This is a genomic window from Veillonella sp. ZSJB6 (assembly GCF_051549505.1).
Classification (GTDB): Bacteria; Bacillota; Negativicutes; order Veillonellales; family Veillonellaceae; genus Veillonella.
On sequence record NZ_JBPUGE010000005.1, the window covers coordinates 108,556 to 126,804 of the forward strand.

Here is an 18,249-nt window from a genome sequence, read left to right on the forward strand (position 1 = left end):
AAAACTATATCCATAGTCAAATATCTATACAAAAAGACGTGCCTATCTAGGATAAGCACGTCTTGTAAATTTGTGTATTTGTGTATATGTATATCTGTATGTATATGTATATGTAATAGTTATGTTTATGGACGATACCTGGAGGGCGTTCCCAACATTATTGTTGCATTTGCGTTTGCATCTTCATGAGCAAAATATGCTTAACCGCATCATTGAGTCGATCGTTGGTAATCGTTCCATTCGCCACCGCTTGGGTTAATGCTCGATGGACCTCATCGATGTGAACGGTATCCGCATCAAGGAGGACGAGATCACTGCCCGCCACGATAGATTCTACCGCAAAGTCCCCTATTTTTTGGTTTGCTTGTAAGGCAGCTACATCGACACGGTCTGTCATAACCACCCCATTATAGCCAAGCTCATGTCGTAACCAGTCCGTAATGATTGCTTTAGAAGCACTGGCCAAGTGTGCATTATCGATAGCCGGAATTTGCACATGACTCATAACTAGCATGTACGTATTCGCCGTCGTCTGTGTAATGAGTCGTTTGAATACAGCCACATCCGTAGTATTGAGGTATGCTTTTGCGTCATTAGCAGTCTCAAAGGATGCGTCGCCAAGGCTCACCGTTGGGAAGTAGTTATAGCCGAACCACATTTGGTTGATTTGGTAACGCTCCGCCATGGCGAGGTCCATATGGCCTGCCCACGTAGGATCCGATGTATAGGACACATTCGGTACACCAAGGTTTGCATTCGGCCCCATGATGAGGTTGAATCCCATATCGTGCATTTCAATAGCCGACCGTGTCGCTAGATTGATGATCCGTTCCATCGGCAATTGGCCCCAACGATTTGGCTCTGGCAAACGCAAGAAACTTTCATTAGAACGCAACACCTTATCCCGATTAATCGCTATATATGGTGTTACCATGCTCGCCGTCGTAGCCGTTTGCATGATGTCATTTGTGAAAGCTTTCACTTGGTTTTTATTATTTAGATTTTCATTGGTTAGCATAACGCCGCTCACACGGTATTTCCTGATGACGTCCTTTTGAGACTGTCCTACCGTGCTGCCATGAAGGCTAATCATCATCAGCTGGCCTATCTTGTCCTCTTGAGACATAGCCCCGAGCCAGGTATTTACCTTCTCAGGGACAGGCTTGTCTGATTGCATGACGGCCCGATACGACACAGTGCGTACCTCTTCCTGCTCTGCCTGACTCTCATGCTGGCATCCCGCAGTACCGATGGCGGCGACAATCAAGGCCATGCCACATAGGGAACGCCGTAAAAACAAGTTCATCTCTCCACAAAACTCCTTGTAATACTCTCTTACATGTTACCTTTCTATATATTATACACTATATAATTCATCTTTTCCTCATGCAAAAACTACTTTTCTATACTAATTTATCATAATAAAGTTATAAAGTAGTAGTAATAATTAATATAAAAGGCAATTCATACATATAACATATATAAAACTATAAGAAGGTTATACATAAAAATCCTACGAATCGCATGTAAGATGACACTCAGTAGTCAATATCTACACAAGTATCAAGTCACTCATGACCCGTAGGATTTATTTCTGTTCAGTTAGTTACTCATATACCAGTCTAACCACGCCAATGTATCGATATATTCATCGCCAGAGTACATTTGAAACGACTCGTACTGAATAAATTAGCTAATTTGTAATGTTATTAGCCCTTATATTTAGGAGATGTTGGGCATGTTTCAGGTGTTACGTCTTTGCGATCACCAAGAACCGCGCTGCGGTCTGTGTAATGTGTATGCAAGAGTTCATGCGCCTTGTGGCCCAATGGTTCGCCTAAGAAATCTTTGTACAATGCTTGGATTTCTGGGTTTTCATAGGAAGCAACCCATTTGTAGTTCGCATCAGCTTCGTAAAGGCCGCCGATACGAGCTTCCTTAGTTTTCACAGCTTGAGGCAATTTAGTACGCGGTTGACCGCCGCCACCAATACAGCCACCTGGGCACGCCATAACTTCGATGAAGTCATAGTGTTTGTCACTGTCTTTCAATGCGTTAAGGAAGTCACGTGTATTTTTACCGCCATGTACTACGGCAACAGACAATGTAACGTCATCACCTAATTGAACAGTAGCCTCTTTAACGCCTTCCATACCACGAACGTCTTCGAGGTGTGTCAAAGCATATGGAGGTGGCTCTTTGTCAGTGATGAGCTTATACGCTGTACGCATAGCTGCTTCCATAACACCGCCAGTATTACCGAAGATGATAGATGCACCAGTTTCCATACCGATTAAGTCATCGAATTGGGACTCTTCAATAGCATTGAAGTCGAGGTTTTCCTCTTGGATCCAACGGATGAACTCGCGTGTGGTAATAGAAATATCTGTATCCATGCCAAGGGATTCATCATCATAGAAACGAGCCGCTGCATTTTCTTCTTCACGCTTTGTTTCTGCTTTTTTAGCAGTACAAGGGTTTACAGATACAGATACGATGTTGCTAGGATTAATGCCTTTTTTCTCAGCAAAGTATGTTTTAATCATAGCCGCTTCCATAGCGATACAAGAACGTGTGGAAGACAAGTTAGGAATCAATTCAGGGAAGTAGATTTCCGCAAAGCGTACCCACGCTGGGCAGCAGCTTGTAAATTGAGGAATTTGACCGCCAGTTTTAAGACGTTCTACAAGCTCAGATGCTTCTTCCATGATGGTTAAGTCAGCACCGAAGTTAGTGTCTACTACATAGTCTGCACCAAGTGCGCGCAAAGCACCAACCATTTTACCTTCAAGGAATGTACCTGGTTCGTAGCCAAAGCCTTCACCGATAGCTACGCGAACAGCTGGAGCTGTTTGAATAACTACGATTTTTTCAGGATCTGCAAGAGCTGCTTTCACCTTTTCAAGCTCGGATTTAGCATGCATGGAGTCGAATGGACATGCAGCCGCACATTGACCACAGTGGATACATACAGGCACATCGCCGTTTGCATCGAGATCGTAGTAGTCGAGTACGCTCATTACGTCCGCACAAGCACGACGGCATAACGTACAGTTTTTACACTTGGAAATGTCGTGATAAATGGATGGATTGTCGAGCGCAATCGGCACGCGTTTATCGATAAATTCGTATTGAGACATGAGGACCTCCTCTAACAAACTAAAACTATCAAACCTTTTGGGAAACATCGGCCAAACTACGGAGCACTGTGCTCAAGGCGTACTTCCACATCTTACCTCTAGTATACGCTATGGTGAAAGTTTATACTATGTAGAAATGTTACACTTTTGTGCAAAATTATGGTCAATCATCCCTCTCTAGATAACATAATATTGCCCATAACATTGTGAGTGACATTCTACATGATATTGTGGGTGAGTATATTTCAATAAGATTGAAATTACATAAATGCGTAATAATATTCCCATTGTACCACGAACGGGTAAATAATTCACCAACTTTTAGGGAATTAAAACAAAAGAAAAACGCGCGTCAATTTAAATAAAAACGTACATCAATTTAAATAAAAGAAAAAACGCACGCCCTCTAATGAGAACGTGCGTGTGTGAAGCTTTCACAAAGAATCATAACCCTCGAAGGATCAGATTATTTGTCACCCCAGATAAGTGTGTACACAGCGTATGCAGGAGTACCTTGTTCAACCTTACGCGTAGATTTGTTAGGTTGTTCTTCTTTCACAACATAACCTTGTGGGTTATAAAGAGTTACCTTAACGTCTTTTACTTCGCGTTTTTTGTGGTTGAACTCTTCAGTTACGATATAGTGGTAACCTTCGTAGTCCATAGCTTTGATGTCCAAAGTAGCTTTTTTGTCATCTTTTTTAACAGAATCGTTGTCGATAGACCAAGTGATACCATTGCTATCAGTACCTACAGTATACCAATTTGCCGCATCAACACTACCAATACCACCAATGAATAAAGCGCCTGCTGCCAAAACAGCTGCCAATGTTTTTTTCATATTTTTACCTCTCGAATTAAATACAAGAATATAAAATCTAGTATATTCGATAAAACTAAATATTTTATGAAAGACAAACGTACTCAATTATTAGAATATCTATTATAAACATTAAGACTTCACATAATAGGTAGACCGTCCTCCTCCTTTACGTTGAATATGGCCATCCTTCACAAGGGTACGTATAGTGCCTTCAATGGAACTATCACTGAGATTTGGACACCATTCTCTAATATCTTGCTTTGTAAAAGCCCCTAAATGTCTATCGATAGCTGCTTTCACCTGATCCATTGCTGAACCACTATTTGCCAGTATAGAACTGCGATCCTCAAAGTCATGATATGCGGCTAACAGCATTTGTAACCAATAGCGAATAAACGATATCGGGCAGGAACTTTCATCATACCAAGTATCACTAGACTCGCGTAAAGCAGCGTAATACATATCCTTATGTCTTGCAATCTTGGCCTCTAACGATACATATTTACCTACCATAAAGCCGCTACGATACAGCAATAATGTTGTTAACAAACGGCTCATACGTCCATTCCCGTCATTAAATGGGTGAATACATAAGAAATCATGTATAAAAATAGGAATAGCTAGAAGTGGCTCCACCTCTCCATTACCTACAACACGATTATATTCAGCACAAATCTGGTCGAGAGCCTCCGCCGTTTCATAAGGCGCTAGGGGAGTGAACAACACCTCTGTACGTCCATCGGGATAGGTAGCACTAATATAATTTTGTACACTCTTTAACTGTCCACCGCGGGCATTGAACTGGTAATTATACAAAATCTTGTGTAACTGCAAAATATGATTCCGAGACAAGGATATGGAATCATAACTTTCATGGATAACATTTAAGGCATCACGATATCCCATAATCTCCTGCTCATCCCGATTTCGAGGCGTAGTCTTATCAGCTACCAACTGCCGAAGACGCGTACTCGTCGTCACAATCCCTTCAATCGCATTCGACGCCTCTGTACTCTGTACCTTTGCCAACTCTACAAGAGAATCTAGTATAGCAGGACTCTGTGAAAGCAAAACCTCCTCCTTGCCATTCGCCCGATAAATCCCTGCGATAAGACTTAAAATATCCATATCCCACGACAAAGACTGAATCCGACCATACTCAAAACGACGCATACACACACCTCCATTTCCTTCTAATCCCTTATAAATAAATTATTCCCTTAAATTATACCATAATTTAAGGGAATAATTTATTTGGATACATTTAATTATACATGCAGAAAGGGTTCTATCTCTTTGAGACCGACTTAGGGCACTACTCCCAAACGCAGTTTTGGAAAGATTTCCTCATTAGGAAATGAGAAAACGGGTGGATATATCTCTAAGGGCGACTTAGGTCACTATGGAGACCGAAGAGATATATCCACCCGTTCATAACCGAAGAGGAAATTTACCAAATCAAGTGATACACGCGATCTAGATTACTTCCTTCTTGTATTTGTACTTTTGTATTTGCCAATGTTTCAGAGCCAATCATATAGCCTTGTGGGTTATAGGCAGTCACATCTATGAGCTGTACTGTTTTGTCAGCACGGTTGAATGTCATTGTGTAAATGGAGTGATCTCCATTTGGATCTACAATCTTCAATCGCAATGTAGCACGAGCATCGTTTTTATCAACAGAGTCATTGTCGATATAACCAGTACGACCATATTGATCCGTATCAAGAGTATACCAACTTTCAGCATGAGACACGCCCACACCAGCACTGAATAACAAACCGGCTACCGCTAAACAAGCAAACCATTTTTTCATAACTATTCTCTCCTGACTATAAAATTCAAATAACTATGCAATCTGCATACCATAAATTCCCTACGCCTTCATTATAACACTAGAACTGTATATTACTAATAAAAACTCTATAAACTGCATAATTAATATAAATCTATTAAGGACGATGTGCTGAGTCCTATGGGCTTTGATAATATAACGTATTTGATGACTGATATTCGCGCTGTAAGGTCAACAAAACATAGAAAGCCCCGAACTGTTCTGAAAACGACTTCGGTCACTATGGAGGCTTTCAGGATAGTTCGGGGCCAAATACGTTCTGAGTATCTAAATAAACAGAGCGACTATAAGCTTCTATTAAATTGTTGGATTATTTACCCCATAGGGCCTTCATAACTTCCGCCCCCATGGTATCATCTTCAATTTTTGTAGGTTTTTGTGCTTCTTTGCTGGACAATAACGCTACGCCTGCAGCGCTGTATACTGTTGTATCAAGTTCTGTCCATGTTTTTTCTTTACGGTCAATGCGTACTGTGTAGATGTATGTGAAACCTTCTACATTGTTGATTTTAACAAGTACTGTTGCCGCATCATCTGTTTTGTATACAGATGCATTATCGATGAACCATGCTGCATCGTCAGCATCAGCATCGATATAGTACCAATCAGCAGCACTAGCTTGACCAAAGCCGCCTAAGAATAAAACCCCTGCTGCAAACATAGCAGCTAACCATTTTTTCATATCTAAACTCCTTAACGCTAGAGACGACCATCTAAGATGGCCGCCCATAGTTTCTTACATATACTATTAATACAAATTATTCTGCTTCTTCGTCTTCGATTTCAGCACCTGGAATAACAGCAATACTAGCTACTTTATCACCTTCGTCGAGGTTTTGTGTTTTCACACCAGAAATAGCTTTGCCTTTCTTCACAGCAATATCGTTCATGTTGAAGCGGATGATTTTGCCTTGTTCAGAGATGAGCATAACTTCATCATCGTTATGAACAACCTCTACAGCAACTACGTCGCCTGTTTTGTTCGTAATCTTGAAGTTCTTAGAGCCTTTACCACCGCGTTTTTGCAATGTGTAAGCTTCCGCATCATTGCGTTTACCGAAACCTTCTTCGGAGATCGTAAACACTTGAGCTTCACTTTCATCAGCATTAAGAACACCAGCACCTACAACCACGTCGCCCGCATTGAGTTTAATGCCACGCACGCCGTGAGCCGCACGTTTCATAAGACGAACATCGCTTTCACTGAAACGAATAGCGATACCCAATTTAGTACCGATCAAGATATCTTGGTTGCCAGTCGTTACGCTAACGGAAATCAAGCGATCCCCTTCGTCGAGGTTGATAGCGTTGAGACCAGAACGACGGATGTTGCGGTATTCTTCGATAGCTGTACGTTTTACAACGCCGAACTCAGTAACCATGAATAAGTTTACATCTTCATGGATACGTTCAAGGTCAATCATAGTTGTAACAGATTCGCCGACAGCAAGTGGCAATACATTAACCATAGCGGTACCGCGAGAGTTACGGGAACCTGCTTCTGGCACTTCGTATGCTTTGAGGCGATATGTACGGCCAGTGGACGTGAAGAACAACAATGTATTATGCGTACGAACATGCATAATTTGCGTTACATAATCGTCTTCCTTCGTCTTCATGCCGATAACGCCAGCGCCACCTTTATGTTGGTTGCGATATACGTTCGCGTTCATGCGTTTGATATAACCTTGTTTAGTCAAGGTAATAACCATCTCTTCGTCAGCGATGAGGTCTTCTACATCAAGGTCGGACGTATCGATTGTGATTTCAGAACGACGAGGATCGCCGTATTTCTTCTTCATATCTTCTAGTTCTTCTTTGATGATTTGACGTTGACGCGCTTCGCTAGCCAAGATAGCTTTCAAATCTTCGATCAATGCCAACAATTCCTTGTATTCTTCTTCGATTTTTTCGCGTTCCAAGCCTGTTAAACGGCGTAGACGCATGTCGAGGATGGCTACTGCTTGTTTTTCTGAAAGCCCGAATTTTTGCATCAATGCGTTACGTGCGATTTCGTCAGTTTGGGAACTGCGGATTGTAGCGATAACTTCATCGATGTGGTCGAGAGCGATTAACAAGCCTTCCAAGATGTGAGCACGCGCTTCGGCTTTGTTAAGCTCGAATTGAGTACGGCGTACGATAACATCGAGGCGGTGATCTAAGTAGTAACCCAATACTTCTTTCAAATTCAATACGCGAGGATGACCATCCACGAGGGCTAGCATAATCACGCCGAAAGATTCTTGAAGTTGAGTGTGTTTATATAATTTGTTAAGAACGATATCTGGTTGCACATCAGCGCGCAATTCGATAACGATGCGCATACCTTGACGGTCAGATTCGTCGCGAAGTGCTGTGATGCCATCAATAACCTTGTCACGGCTCAAGTTCGCAATCGTTTCGATAACGCGAGCCTTGTTAACTTGGTATGGAATCTCAGTCACTACGATTTTATGCTTGCCCTTCGCCATTTCTTCAATGGTTGCACGAGCACGCATTTTTACGCTACCACGACCTGTAGAGTACGCTTTTTTAATGCCTTCCCGGCCCAAAATGAGCGCCCCTGTCGGGAAGTCTGGACCTTTGATTTGTGTCATCAATTCTTCCACAGTTACATCTGGGTTATCGATGAGCATAGTAAGGCCATTACATACTTCGTTAAGGTTGTGCGGTGGAATATTTGTCGCCATCCCTACGGCAATACCGCTGGAACCATTGATGAGAAGATTTGGGATCTTCGCTGGCAATACTGTTGGTTCTTGCAAGCTTTCATCATAGTTCGGCATGAAATCAACAGTTTCCTTGTCGATATCAGCAAGCATTTCTTGAGTAATTTTTGCCATACGTACTTCGGTATAACGCATCGCAGCGGCACTATCGCCGTCGATGGAACCAAAGTTACCGTGACCGTCTACCAAGAGATAGCGCGTATTAAAATCTTGCGCCAAACGTACAGTAGCGTCGTAAACGGAGCTATCACCATGAGGATGGTACTTACCAAGTACGTCACCGACGATACGAGCGGATTTCTTGTACGGTTTATTTGGCGTCATGCCTGTTTCGTGCATCGCGTACAAAATACGACGATGAACTGGTTTCAAGCCATCACGCACATCTGGAAGAGCACGCATTACGATTACGGACATCGCATAATCGATATAAGCGTTCTTCATTTCTTTATCAATCTGAACGGGATGAATATTCCCGTGGGACCATTGTTGGTCTGCCACAATCTCACCTCATTTTACTAACACTGATTACAATTCATCATATTATTATAGCATTTTTAAGGGCTAAAGGCTAATTTTATAGGTACTGTATTTTTGTGAAAGCCACTTTCACCTGCGCCTGCAATCAAAGAACTGTATTATTTAGCGTGCATGACGTATCATATCTTCCAAGATCTTAACAAAGTCTCGTTCTACAGCTGAAGTATCCTTACCTGTACTACCAATGCCTGTTAGCATGGTTTCTTTCCAATCATTTTTTGCCATAAATCGAAAGGAGATCAAATACTTAGCTTTTGTTTTGTCCGCTTCTCCTTTTGGTAAATAATAAAAGCCTACGCTTCTATCAGAACGAGGGTGCAATAACGCTGGGTTGTCTTGCGGTTTATACTGGCTATATATGAATTTCATAAAGGTTAGAACATCTTCACCCTTTACAGACTTATCTACAAAGATAATCTCATCGGACCTGAATAGGGGTATCTTATTAGTGCCAGCGACACGTGTCGCTTTAGATTTAGCTAGTTCCAAACCTTCCTCATGAGTAGCCATCCGCATACCATATTGCTTAGCACGCTCCACCAAAGAAGAGTTCAAATGAACTAGATACGCCTGTGAATACGCAAAATCCGCATCATTTTTTCGCTCGCCACCAGGGGCCGGCAATGTTGGCCACTTGACTACAGAATTTGTAGTAAAGGAAATACCATTACTTTCATCATAAAAAACATACACATTTCGCTGGAAGGGTTTCTCCTTCTCCACTACCGCTGATTGTAAAACTAGGCGAGGATGCACAACCGCAAACTCCTTCTCCACGATAGCCTTGATATCCTCTGGCGTGGCAGGATCACCATTTTCCGTAGTCCAAATGAAAGAGCACCCACTCAACACAACGCTACAAATACACACCAAAACCAACAACACAAACCTAACAAATAAAAGCATACACAACTACACCTCTCTCTCCATTTAGTAGCTTTAGAATGAATATGCTGGTATGACTATAGATAGGATTAGATTATTATTGATGGGACATCTTTATAGCTAGTGTTTTAAAAAGTGCTATTACCTATTGATAAGTGACTTAGGTCACTATGGAGCGAAGAGATAGGTGATAGCACTTTTTAACTAATTAAGCATATAGTTCTCGGGCCCCATCAATAATAATTACCTATAAATTAGTTCATCTAGCATATTCATTCTATAATGCTCCACTACATCCATAAACCCCTTATTATGTATCGGATTTTCCGTCATCCCAAATAGGTGGCTTTTACAGTCACAGTCAGAGGATCCAAATTTAGGCACGTCCCATTCGGCAACGCCACGGACCGCATCAGCGAGAGCACATTCCGCATCATCTAGGCTAGTTCGAATCGGCAGGCCTGCTATCATTTCGCAGTGACCGCGGAAGTAGTCTAGATGCCAGTGCATTTTCTTCCGTTTTCGTTTATGGCGCTCAATGCGTTTCGTTAAATTCGCCTTCGCAGAGCCTACGTACATATAGTAACCCGCCTTGAAATGCATCATCCCTTTAGAACCGACCTCAAGGTCTAAATCATGGTCGAGATGCATGACCATCACGTACACGCCGCTATCGTGAGCCTCTGTGTCGAGGATGCTACTCGGATAGGAACATTCATGAGTTACAGTAGGCATGGTGAAAGTCTCATCCCACGCCACAGCAACGGCTTTCCAGTCTAAAGAAGGGGCTACCTCTTTAAAGGTTTTAGCAAACTCTAAATCTGTATGGTAGTCTGGCAAGAACCACTGTGCTTTGTCCCATTGTACGAGGAATAAAACCCCTGTGTGGTAGCCTTCGTTTTGCAATTCTTTTAAATGTAATAAATGCTTGCGCCCTCGCTCCGTAATGGCATCAGGGAACATGGCACCAGTCTTGGAGAATAGCGTACAAGACTTAACCTCTAACAAGAACTCATGGCTTTTATCATTGGTGAGAAGCAAGTCAAAACGTGATGATGTGCCATGTAACTTAACCGTATACTCCCGTCTTACAACGCGCCACTCCTCCCAGCCAGGAATGAGTTTATTTTCGATCAAATGCTGCGCTACATCATTGCTGTAGTTTGTATCGAGCATAATCACTACGCCATCGCGCTCGATGCCTACCACGCGATATTTCGTTTTTGCATCAGGTTTATCGTGAGGCACGATGTACATCGTTACACCGGTGAACAAGAGCTCCCACATGCGACCAGGATTTGGCAAATGAGCGAGCACACTTTCACCATTCAAATCTAAGGTCACCACAAAACGGTTCGGGCGACCTGTATATTTCGCTTTTAAAATTGTATCGTAAAGGACTTTCATTGGTACTCCTACATCAAGAATATTCTATGTATCTATTATACGCTATTTTGTTACAGGATGAGAGTCCTATGGATTGTGCTTTGAAAGTTCTTACAAATTGCATGATGAAAGACCTAAGAACAGCATAAGAAGTAACACCTTAAATTTTTACAAAATCTGAATTAATAATTCACCACAGTTACAGGATCATTGTTACGGTATTTGCGATTACTACGTTGATAATCTCGTTCTACCAAGTTATGTAGGGCTTCTCCTAATAACTTCCAAAAACCAACAGTATCTTCCGTTGGTATGCCAAGAACAATAGAACTTCCTTTGGAATACGTAATACATGTGGAGGTTATATTATCAAGAATTGGCAAATATACAATAATGACACCACATGCTGCTAACATGTCTTTTAGAGGTTCTTTCACACCAATTAAAGGCTCACTAGAAAGATCTTTAATTTTTGGTATAAACTTTCTTAGCAACTCTGCATCATAAGAATTTACCTCTACAAAACGCGCCTGTTCTTTCGTGATTTGTACCAATGTATAAATCGCACTCTTTTTAGCTGGCTCCATATCCTTAATATTTTCATATACTAAGGGCATAACCATTTCATTATCTACATTTTTTAAAGAAGCTACCTCAAAAAACTTTTGTAAATTATTAACCTGCTCCGCTGCCTTTTTTGTTTCTGGCACTATACCTAAACGCGCAAGTTTGGCATAACCAAAGGGCTTAGCAAAGTTAATTTCTTCATCAATAGAGTTCTCATACTCTACTTTTAATATCTTCTCTCTGTAATTAGCTTCTAATCCATTCCAAAAACTAGCCTCTACACCAAACACCCGTTCAAGACGCATTGCTACAGCCTGTGTTAGTGGAACTTCACCATTAATGAGCTTACTGATGTGCTTCTCACTCATATCCATTCGTGTAGCTAATTCTTTTTGCGTCATATGCCTATCTTCTAAAACCTCTTTTATTGTCATTCCAGGCGGTATAGCAATAAAAGTTTTACTCTCATATATCTTCATAGGTATATCTCCTATACTAATGATAATCAATAATTTCTTGAATCTCTACTACGTGAAACGTTCCATCAATATGTCACCGACTCTCTCAAATCATAGTGAATGGTTGATACAATATAAATGGCCATTTATAATAATTTACCTAGTAGGTTAATTCTATTATACTCCCTCAAATACAAACGTAAATATACAATTTACCAATTAGGTAAATTATTTTATAATATCTAGTATTATAAATCATATATGCTATTAATAATTAATATTGAAATTTTTCATTTTTGTAGCTTAGATTACATTATTACGTGTTAAAATAGTTTATACTAGGAACATCAGGTCAGTATTTAATACCCGTACTGATCGTTACGCCGGGTTTTGGTGAGGCATCGCCTAGTTGATCTCATCACGCTGTACGTATACGTGCGAAGCTTTCACAAAACCCAACGGCGTATATAGATTACATATAAAGAATTACATAGATTAACTAAGTAGTTTAGGCCACTATTCTCCGCAGAGAGGGCTCGAGAAAGGATTTACAATGGCACAAATCGCAGCAAATTTACAACGCATTAAAAACGGCCAACGCCGTTATGCAATTACACCTCGCATTCCTGGAGGTTTCATTCAACCTGAACAATTACAAAAATATATCGACGTAGCCAATGAGTTCGGCGCCGTTCTTAAATTGACTGGCAGCCAACGCATTATGATTACGAATTTGAAAGCAGAAGACGTAGATAAAGCTTGGGAAATGCTCGGCATGGAGCCAGCGTACACTGTTTCTAACCGCGTGCGCAGCGTAAAAATCTGCCCAGGTACTACATTCTGTAAACGTGCTAAACAAGATAGCGTACATCTTGGCATGCAAATCGAGCGCAAATATTTGTCTCAAGAAATGCCAAGCAAAATGAAAATCGGCGTGTCCGGTTGTCTTAACTCTTGTACTGAAAGCCGCATGAAAGATGTTGGTATCATCGGTACTGTAGAAGGTTGGAATGTGTACGCTGGCGGTAGCGGCGGCGCGCATCCACGCATCGGCGACCTTATCGCAGAAGTAACAACTGAAAAAGAAGCTCTTGCATTAGTAGATCGAATTATCGCATACTATAAAGAAAACGCACAAATTGAACGTATGGGCGAATTCATTGACCGCATTGGTTTAGAGGCTTTCAAAGCAGCTGTATTGGGCGACCTCGAAGGTGCTCCAGCTGAAAGCAAATCTGATGAACCAGCTGTGTTCTTGCCTGGTCATGGTAACGATCCTGAACCAGAAGCACCACGCCTCGAAGCAGGTGCTCCTATCACACCAGACACAATCATTCGCGACATCGTGGATACATATCCAAATGTGGTGCCTGTATTACAAAGCATCGGCATGGGTTGCCTTGGTTGCCCATCTTCTACAGCTGAACCATTGTGGCAAGCTGCAGAAATCCACGGTGTTAATGTATACGATTTAGTTCAAAAATTAGAAACTGCACGAAAAGGAGCTTAATATGTCCGCATTCTTAGGTCACATCCATTACTGGTTATATCGTAAAATTCAATTGCTCGTTGAGCGTGAAAACTTGATTTTAGAAAAAACAACTAAGGTTGTTGATGATTTGGCAGAGGAATTACATTCCATTTCCGTAGATACATACGGCGAGCCAATCAACCCTAGTATTCCACTAGAAAATATCATTGACCATGGCAATATCCATGGCTGGTTGTCCAACCAAATCAACATCGCTTCCGTTCGCGAAGCAGCTTTCATCAAAGATTTGCTCGACACTAACTCCGGCGATGAAGCCGTACATGTAGTAACAGCTATTCTTGATGCATTCGCAGTACAAGGTCAAGCTTGTGGCGTTGTGGCGCAAGACAGTCTTGAGGAACACACTGCACCTGCTATTTACAATGCACTTCAAAACTTCTATGTAAACGGCATGCCTTGTGATGGTGGTGACCAAGTTGTTTCTGAAAGCCCAGATGAATTTACATGGGTTGGGGATCACAGATTACAAGCAGGCTACTGGCGTACAGCGGGCGTTGACCCTAAGTTCATGGCATTGGCGTACCAAACATGGTTTGAAGCCTTTGTAAAAGCGGTAGATCCAAACTTTGAACTTGTAACGACTGAAGAAAACGGCACACGTTTATACTCCATTCGTAAAAAATAATAAAGTATCTACTCTCAGATATATGTACCAAAAAACGAGTGTTTACATGCGCTCGTTTTTTCTTGCCTAATATTTGGTTATTTAAGTTTTCTATATATTTCTTCCCTATTTTTGCAAAACTGTAGCTATAGGCACAGCATTGATAAGTAATATCATTTATAATATAACCATAAGATAAATACATCCTATTATGTATTAACACATCGTATTAAGTATAAACATAAGCTTTCAAAATAAAAGCTAGAATTAGGAGGTCTATTATGGCAGGCACAGTTAATCAAGAATTAGGTTTATTATTCCAAGGTCCTAACTATGTAATCGTTAAAAAAGGCGGCAAAGCTGGCGAAAAGGTTGAAAAACACAACCATCCAGAAGCTAACGTAATCTTTACAGTAGTTAAAGGTAAAGTACAAGTATTCCTTAACGAAACTGAAGAACACGTACTTGTTCCAGGCCAAGTATTAGAATTCAACGGCGACAACTACATTCAAGCTACACTTGTAGAAGACAGCGAATTTGTTGTAAACCTTATTCATAAACCTGAATAAAAACTAGTTTAAACATAAACCCTATAAGAAAAGGCGGTTAATCATTTGAGATTAACCGCCTTTTTTATGGAGCTTACATTTTGTAGAGCTTAAAAGGAATTATATATTGTTAGCTCACTTAGATCAGACCGTTTTGTATGGCCCGGTGCAGGTGCGCAGTCTGGATGAGGATATCCAATAGGAAAGATAGCTACAGGAATGATAGTATCCGGTAAATTATAAGCCGTACGCACTTTAGCGGGATCAAAATGAGCAATCCATGTTGTACCAAGGCCCATATCTGCGACTTGGAACATAATATGAGAGCCTACAATACTAGCGTCTACAGTGCCTAAATCCGCATCATCGTACTCTCGTTTCCAGCTTACCTTATTATCGTAACAAACAATAATAGCCAACGGCGCATTAAAATGACCATTTGTGCAGTCTTTTAACTTATTAAGACTATCTGCTGTATTTAATACAAGTAGTCGTTGTGGCTGATAATTATGAGCTGTAGGCGCTAATCTTGCTGCCGCTAAGATACTATCTACCTTCTCCTGCTCTACAGGTTTCGTATCAAATTTTCGAACCAAATACCGTTCTGTGGCTAATGCTTTAAAATCCTTCATTAGATCTCACTCCTTAGTTGAAATAAGCTAATATATTTTAAAGAAAATTCCGATATAATTCTTATAGTATATAAATTCGCTATATAGATAAAAAAGTCCTATCATAAAGAAGTCCTATCAAAGACCTCAAAAGAAAGCTCCTCTATACAACCAAAAAGCCCCTTATCTGAAACCAGACAAGGGGCCATTGTTATATATTATTTTTTAAGACGGCTAATTACTTCGTTAGTAATGTTTTCGATTTTGCTATTAGCGTCAGCCGCACGGATTGTGTATGGATCATCCAATACTACATCCATTTTTTTCTCAACGCGAATGGATTCAACAGCATTGTGAATTGCTTGCATCATAGGTTGAGCAATTTTGTTGATTTCTTCGTTTTCTTTTTGAAGCAATGGAGCTACGGATTTGTTGAATTCAGCTTCTGCTTGAGTTTGATCTTGAATTTTTTCAATTTCTTGTACTTTTTTCTCAATTTGTGGACGGTATTGAGCGTCTACTTGTTGCATTTTCATATCTAATGCACCATAGCCAGGGTAGCTATTTACTACTTGGCTCATATTTACTAAGCCAATGTTAGCAGCACTTGCTACTGCAGCAGTAGCAGACATAGCACCAACGATAGCTAAGGTAGTTAATTTTTTAGATAATTTCATCTGAAATCCTCCTCGAAATAAAAGTGTCACTATACAATCCAATAGTGTACTATTTTTACTATAACAAATCTCGCTAACTTTCACAAGACTATGTTACATAGCATAATAAAGCCCTATGAACTGCTTATGAAAGTCTATAGAAGTTAAAATAATACCCACAGGCATGCCCTGAAGCTATAATCGCAGTCGTTACGGACATATTCAGAGCACACATGTGGGTATTACGGCTTTCACCTAGTATTTATAATTCGTCACCGAATTATTGTTCATCGTTCAAATAAATGTATTTATCGGATTTCAATTTGGACACGAGGTCAGGCACCAAACCGATAAGACGGTCGAAGCTGCTGCTGTAAGGGTTACCTTTAATGTTGAACAACTCGATGCGTTCGCCTTTAATAACGAGGATAGCACTTGGTTCCATTTTGGCACCGCCGCCACCGCCACCACATTCGTGGTTTTTGTTAGCAGTGTTGTGGTTTGTACCAGTACCGAAACCAAATGTTACGTCTACGAATGGAACAAGTGTAGTATCCCCGATTTGCACAGCTTCGCCTACTACAGTTTCCACTTTAATCATATTTTTGAATTTCTCGAATAGGACTTCCAAATTCTCTTTTACATTACTGTTCTCCATCACAGTACCTCCGCTTTTTGTGAAAGTATCATTGCTATATTAGCTCATGTACTTAGTTGACTTAATATATCCTTACGCTGTTTGACCTTGTTCGGCTTTCAGCTTTTCTAACTGCTTTGCTTCCTTCCGTTTAACCCAGAAGACGCGAGCACCTTCGCCCAATAGGGAACGCATTGGTTTAGATAGTAAAAATCTTGTGCCATGCCAAGCCATCACAGCTAAAATGATGCGACCTTTAATGTGACCGCTACCTTCACCTGCCCAATTTACATAATCGAGCTCGATGTTCTCAGCTTGTTCTGGCCAAATGCTATATAGCATAGATGCAATAATCCCCATGCGATATGGGTCACCGATACCAAATCGACCTTCTATAGCCACATCGCGTGGTTTAGAGTGGTCATAGCATCGTTTTGAAACAAGGAATAACTGGTGCCACAATTCTGTATTTGTTACATGTTTCATGAACCAGAATGTAGGAATTTTAGACTTAAATGATGCCACTGGATCATTTGGATCTGGCTTTTCAAAACGTTGTTTCACCGTCGTTTTGAGGTCATTCACCTTCGTAAATACCTTTTCCTTAATGGAACCGTCACTGTTAAAAGTAACGCGGCTCACTGTTTCATCATCGCTTTGAATATGAGATGTTGGATCTTGCTGAATGGAGTCATACCGATCAGCACGAGCCTGTGCATCCATATCCTTAGAAGCTTGTTCAGGACGTTCTATGCGTTCATTCGGCTTTTGAGAAGTCCCAGCCCCTGGCGCTTCTTCATCACTAAAGGTAGCGTCAGAACGCTGAGCACTCTTCAAATCATCAAAGCTAGTACCACTAGAGCTTGCAGAAGGACCTTGTCCGCCCCCTTGCATCGCCTTGGCGAAGGCTTCCGATTGCGACATGTCGCCATCGTCGTCCATCACCTTTTGGTATTCTTCTTCTACGCGATTTTCAAGCCATTCTTCATAATCTTTCACAGGACCAATCTTGAGCATGCCCAAAATGTATAATTCCTTAAAAAATGGTTTGTCCTGTAAATACGCTAGATGCAGTGAAAATACACGCCACAGCCATTTGACGCGCACCTCGCCACGATATGGCGATCGTCCGTTGATTTCGATGCTATATGTGATTGGTGTCAGTAGGATAATCAAGATGAGTGCTGCAATGATGGCCACAATAACGAGGGCCACAATAGCCACTGTACTCAACCACATCACCTCCTTAGGTGTACCT

At 41.1% G+C, this 18,249-nt stretch carries 17 protein-coding genes; 3 read left to right on the forward strand and 14 right to left on the reverse strand.

What is annotated here, in order from left to right; all coding sequences use genetic code 11:
* Positions 1-157 precede the first annotated feature (157 nt).
* The 10 genes from ACSV5T_RS07395 to ACSV5T_RS07440 form a co-directional block, all read right to left on the reverse strand.
* Complete coding sequence (locus ACSV5T_RS07395; RefSeq protein WP_438320687.1) at positions 158-1,306, reverse strand: glycoside hydrolase family 3 N-terminal domain-containing protein; 1,149 nt, start codon at positions 1,304-1,306, stop codon at positions 158-160.
* A 403-nt stretch (positions 1,307-1,709) separates the two neighbouring features.
* Positions 1,710-3,140: a [FeFe] hydrogenase, group A gene (locus ACSV5T_RS07400; RefSeq protein WP_039968829.1), complete on the reverse strand. Its 1,431-nt coding sequence runs from the start codon at positions 3,138-3,140 to the stop codon at positions 1,710-1,712.
* Between the two features lie 466 nt (positions 3,141-3,606).
* Positions 3,607-3,981 carry a hypothetical protein gene (locus tag ACSV5T_RS07405; RefSeq protein WP_005384879.1) on the reverse strand — a complete coding sequence of 125 codons (375 nt, stop codon included), beginning with the start codon at positions 3,979-3,981 and terminating at the stop codon, positions 3,607-3,609.
* Between the two features lie 111 nt (positions 3,982-4,092).
* Positions 4,093-5,136, reverse strand: a complete 1,044-nt coding sequence (locus ACSV5T_RS07410; RefSeq protein ID WP_438320689.1) for a Fic family protein — start codon at positions 5,134-5,136, stop codon at positions 4,093-4,095.
* A gap of 277 nt (positions 5,137-5,413) precedes the next feature.
* Positions 5,414-5,779 carry a hypothetical protein gene (locus ACSV5T_RS07415; protein WP_438320690.1) on the reverse strand — a complete coding sequence of 122 codons (366 nt, stop codon included), beginning with the start codon at positions 5,777-5,779 and terminating at the stop codon, positions 5,414-5,416.
* Positions 5,780-6,128: 349 nt separating this feature from the next.
* A complete protein-coding gene (locus tag ACSV5T_RS07420; protein ID WP_039968827.1) occupies positions 6,129-6,500 on the reverse strand; it encodes a hypothetical protein in 372 nt (123 codons plus the stop codon).
* 76 nt (positions 6,501-6,576) lie between these two features.
* Entirely contained in the window at positions 6,577-9,048 is a 2,472-nt protein-coding gene (gene gyrA, locus ACSV5T_RS07425; RefSeq protein ID WP_438320691.1) for a DNA gyrase subunit A, read from the reverse strand.
* A 141-nt stretch (positions 9,049-9,189) separates the two neighbouring features.
* On the reverse strand, positions 9,190-9,993 hold the full coding sequence (locus ACSV5T_RS07430; RefSeq protein WP_438320692.1) for a hypothetical protein: 804 nt from the start codon (positions 9,991-9,993) through the stop codon (positions 9,190-9,192).
* 222 nt (positions 9,994-10,215) lie between these two features.
* The gene (gene sfsA / locus ACSV5T_RS07435) at positions 10,216-11,379 is read right to left on the reverse strand and encodes a DNA/RNA nuclease SfsA (protein ID WP_438320693.1); all 1,164 of its coding nucleotides are present in this window, start codon (positions 11,377-11,379) and stop codon (positions 10,216-10,218) included.
* 161 nt (positions 11,380-11,540) lie between these two features.
* Complete coding sequence (locus tag ACSV5T_RS07440; protein WP_438320694.1) at positions 11,541-12,404, reverse strand: HigA family addiction module antitoxin; 864 nt, start codon at positions 12,402-12,404, stop codon at positions 11,541-11,543.
* A 532-nt stretch (positions 12,405-12,936) separates the two neighbouring features.
* On the opposite strand from ACSV5T_RS07440, the gene ACSV5T_RS07445 reads away from it, so the two are divergent.
* From ACSV5T_RS07445 to ACSV5T_RS07455, 3 genes are all read left to right on the forward strand, one after another.
* The gene (locus ACSV5T_RS07445) at positions 12,937-13,893 is read left to right on the forward strand and encodes a DUF1858 domain-containing protein (protein ID WP_295825411.1); all 957 of its coding nucleotides are present in this window, start codon (positions 12,937-12,939) and stop codon (positions 13,891-13,893) included.
* A gap of 1 nt (position 13,894) precedes the next feature.
* Entirely contained in the window at positions 13,895-14,560 is a 666-nt protein-coding gene (locus ACSV5T_RS07450; protein ID WP_295825414.1) for a hypothetical protein, read from the forward strand.
* Positions 14,561-14,820: 260 nt separating this feature from the next.
* Positions 14,821-15,108 (forward strand): cupin domain-containing protein, encoded by a 288-nt coding sequence (locus ACSV5T_RS07455; RefSeq protein ID WP_004694414.1) that lies wholly within the window; start codon positions 14,821-14,823, stop codon positions 15,106-15,108.
* Between the two features lie 89 nt (positions 15,109-15,197).
* On the opposite strand, the gene ACSV5T_RS07460 is transcribed toward ACSV5T_RS07455, so the two are convergent.
* From ACSV5T_RS07460 to ACSV5T_RS07475, 4 genes are all read right to left on the reverse strand, one after another.
* Entirely contained in the window at positions 15,198-15,719 is a 522-nt protein-coding gene (locus tag ACSV5T_RS07460) for a nitroreductase family protein (protein ID WP_438320695.1), read from the reverse strand.
* Positions 15,720-15,916: 197 nt separating this feature from the next.
* A complete protein-coding gene (locus tag ACSV5T_RS07465) occupies positions 15,917-16,375 on the reverse strand; it encodes an OmpH family outer membrane protein (RefSeq protein WP_039968825.1) in 459 nt (152 codons plus the stop codon).
* A 259-nt stretch (positions 16,376-16,634) separates the two neighbouring features.
* Positions 16,635-17,012 carry a GerW family sporulation protein gene (locus ACSV5T_RS07470; protein ID WP_005384862.1) on the reverse strand — a complete coding sequence of 126 codons (378 nt, stop codon included), beginning with the start codon at positions 17,010-17,012 and terminating at the stop codon, positions 16,635-16,637.
* Between the two features lie 72 nt (positions 17,013-17,084).
* Complete coding sequence (locus tag ACSV5T_RS07475) at positions 17,085-18,224, reverse strand: hypothetical protein (protein ID WP_039969290.1); 1,140 nt, start codon at positions 18,222-18,224, stop codon at positions 17,085-17,087.
* Positions 18,225-18,249 lie beyond the last annotated feature (25 nt).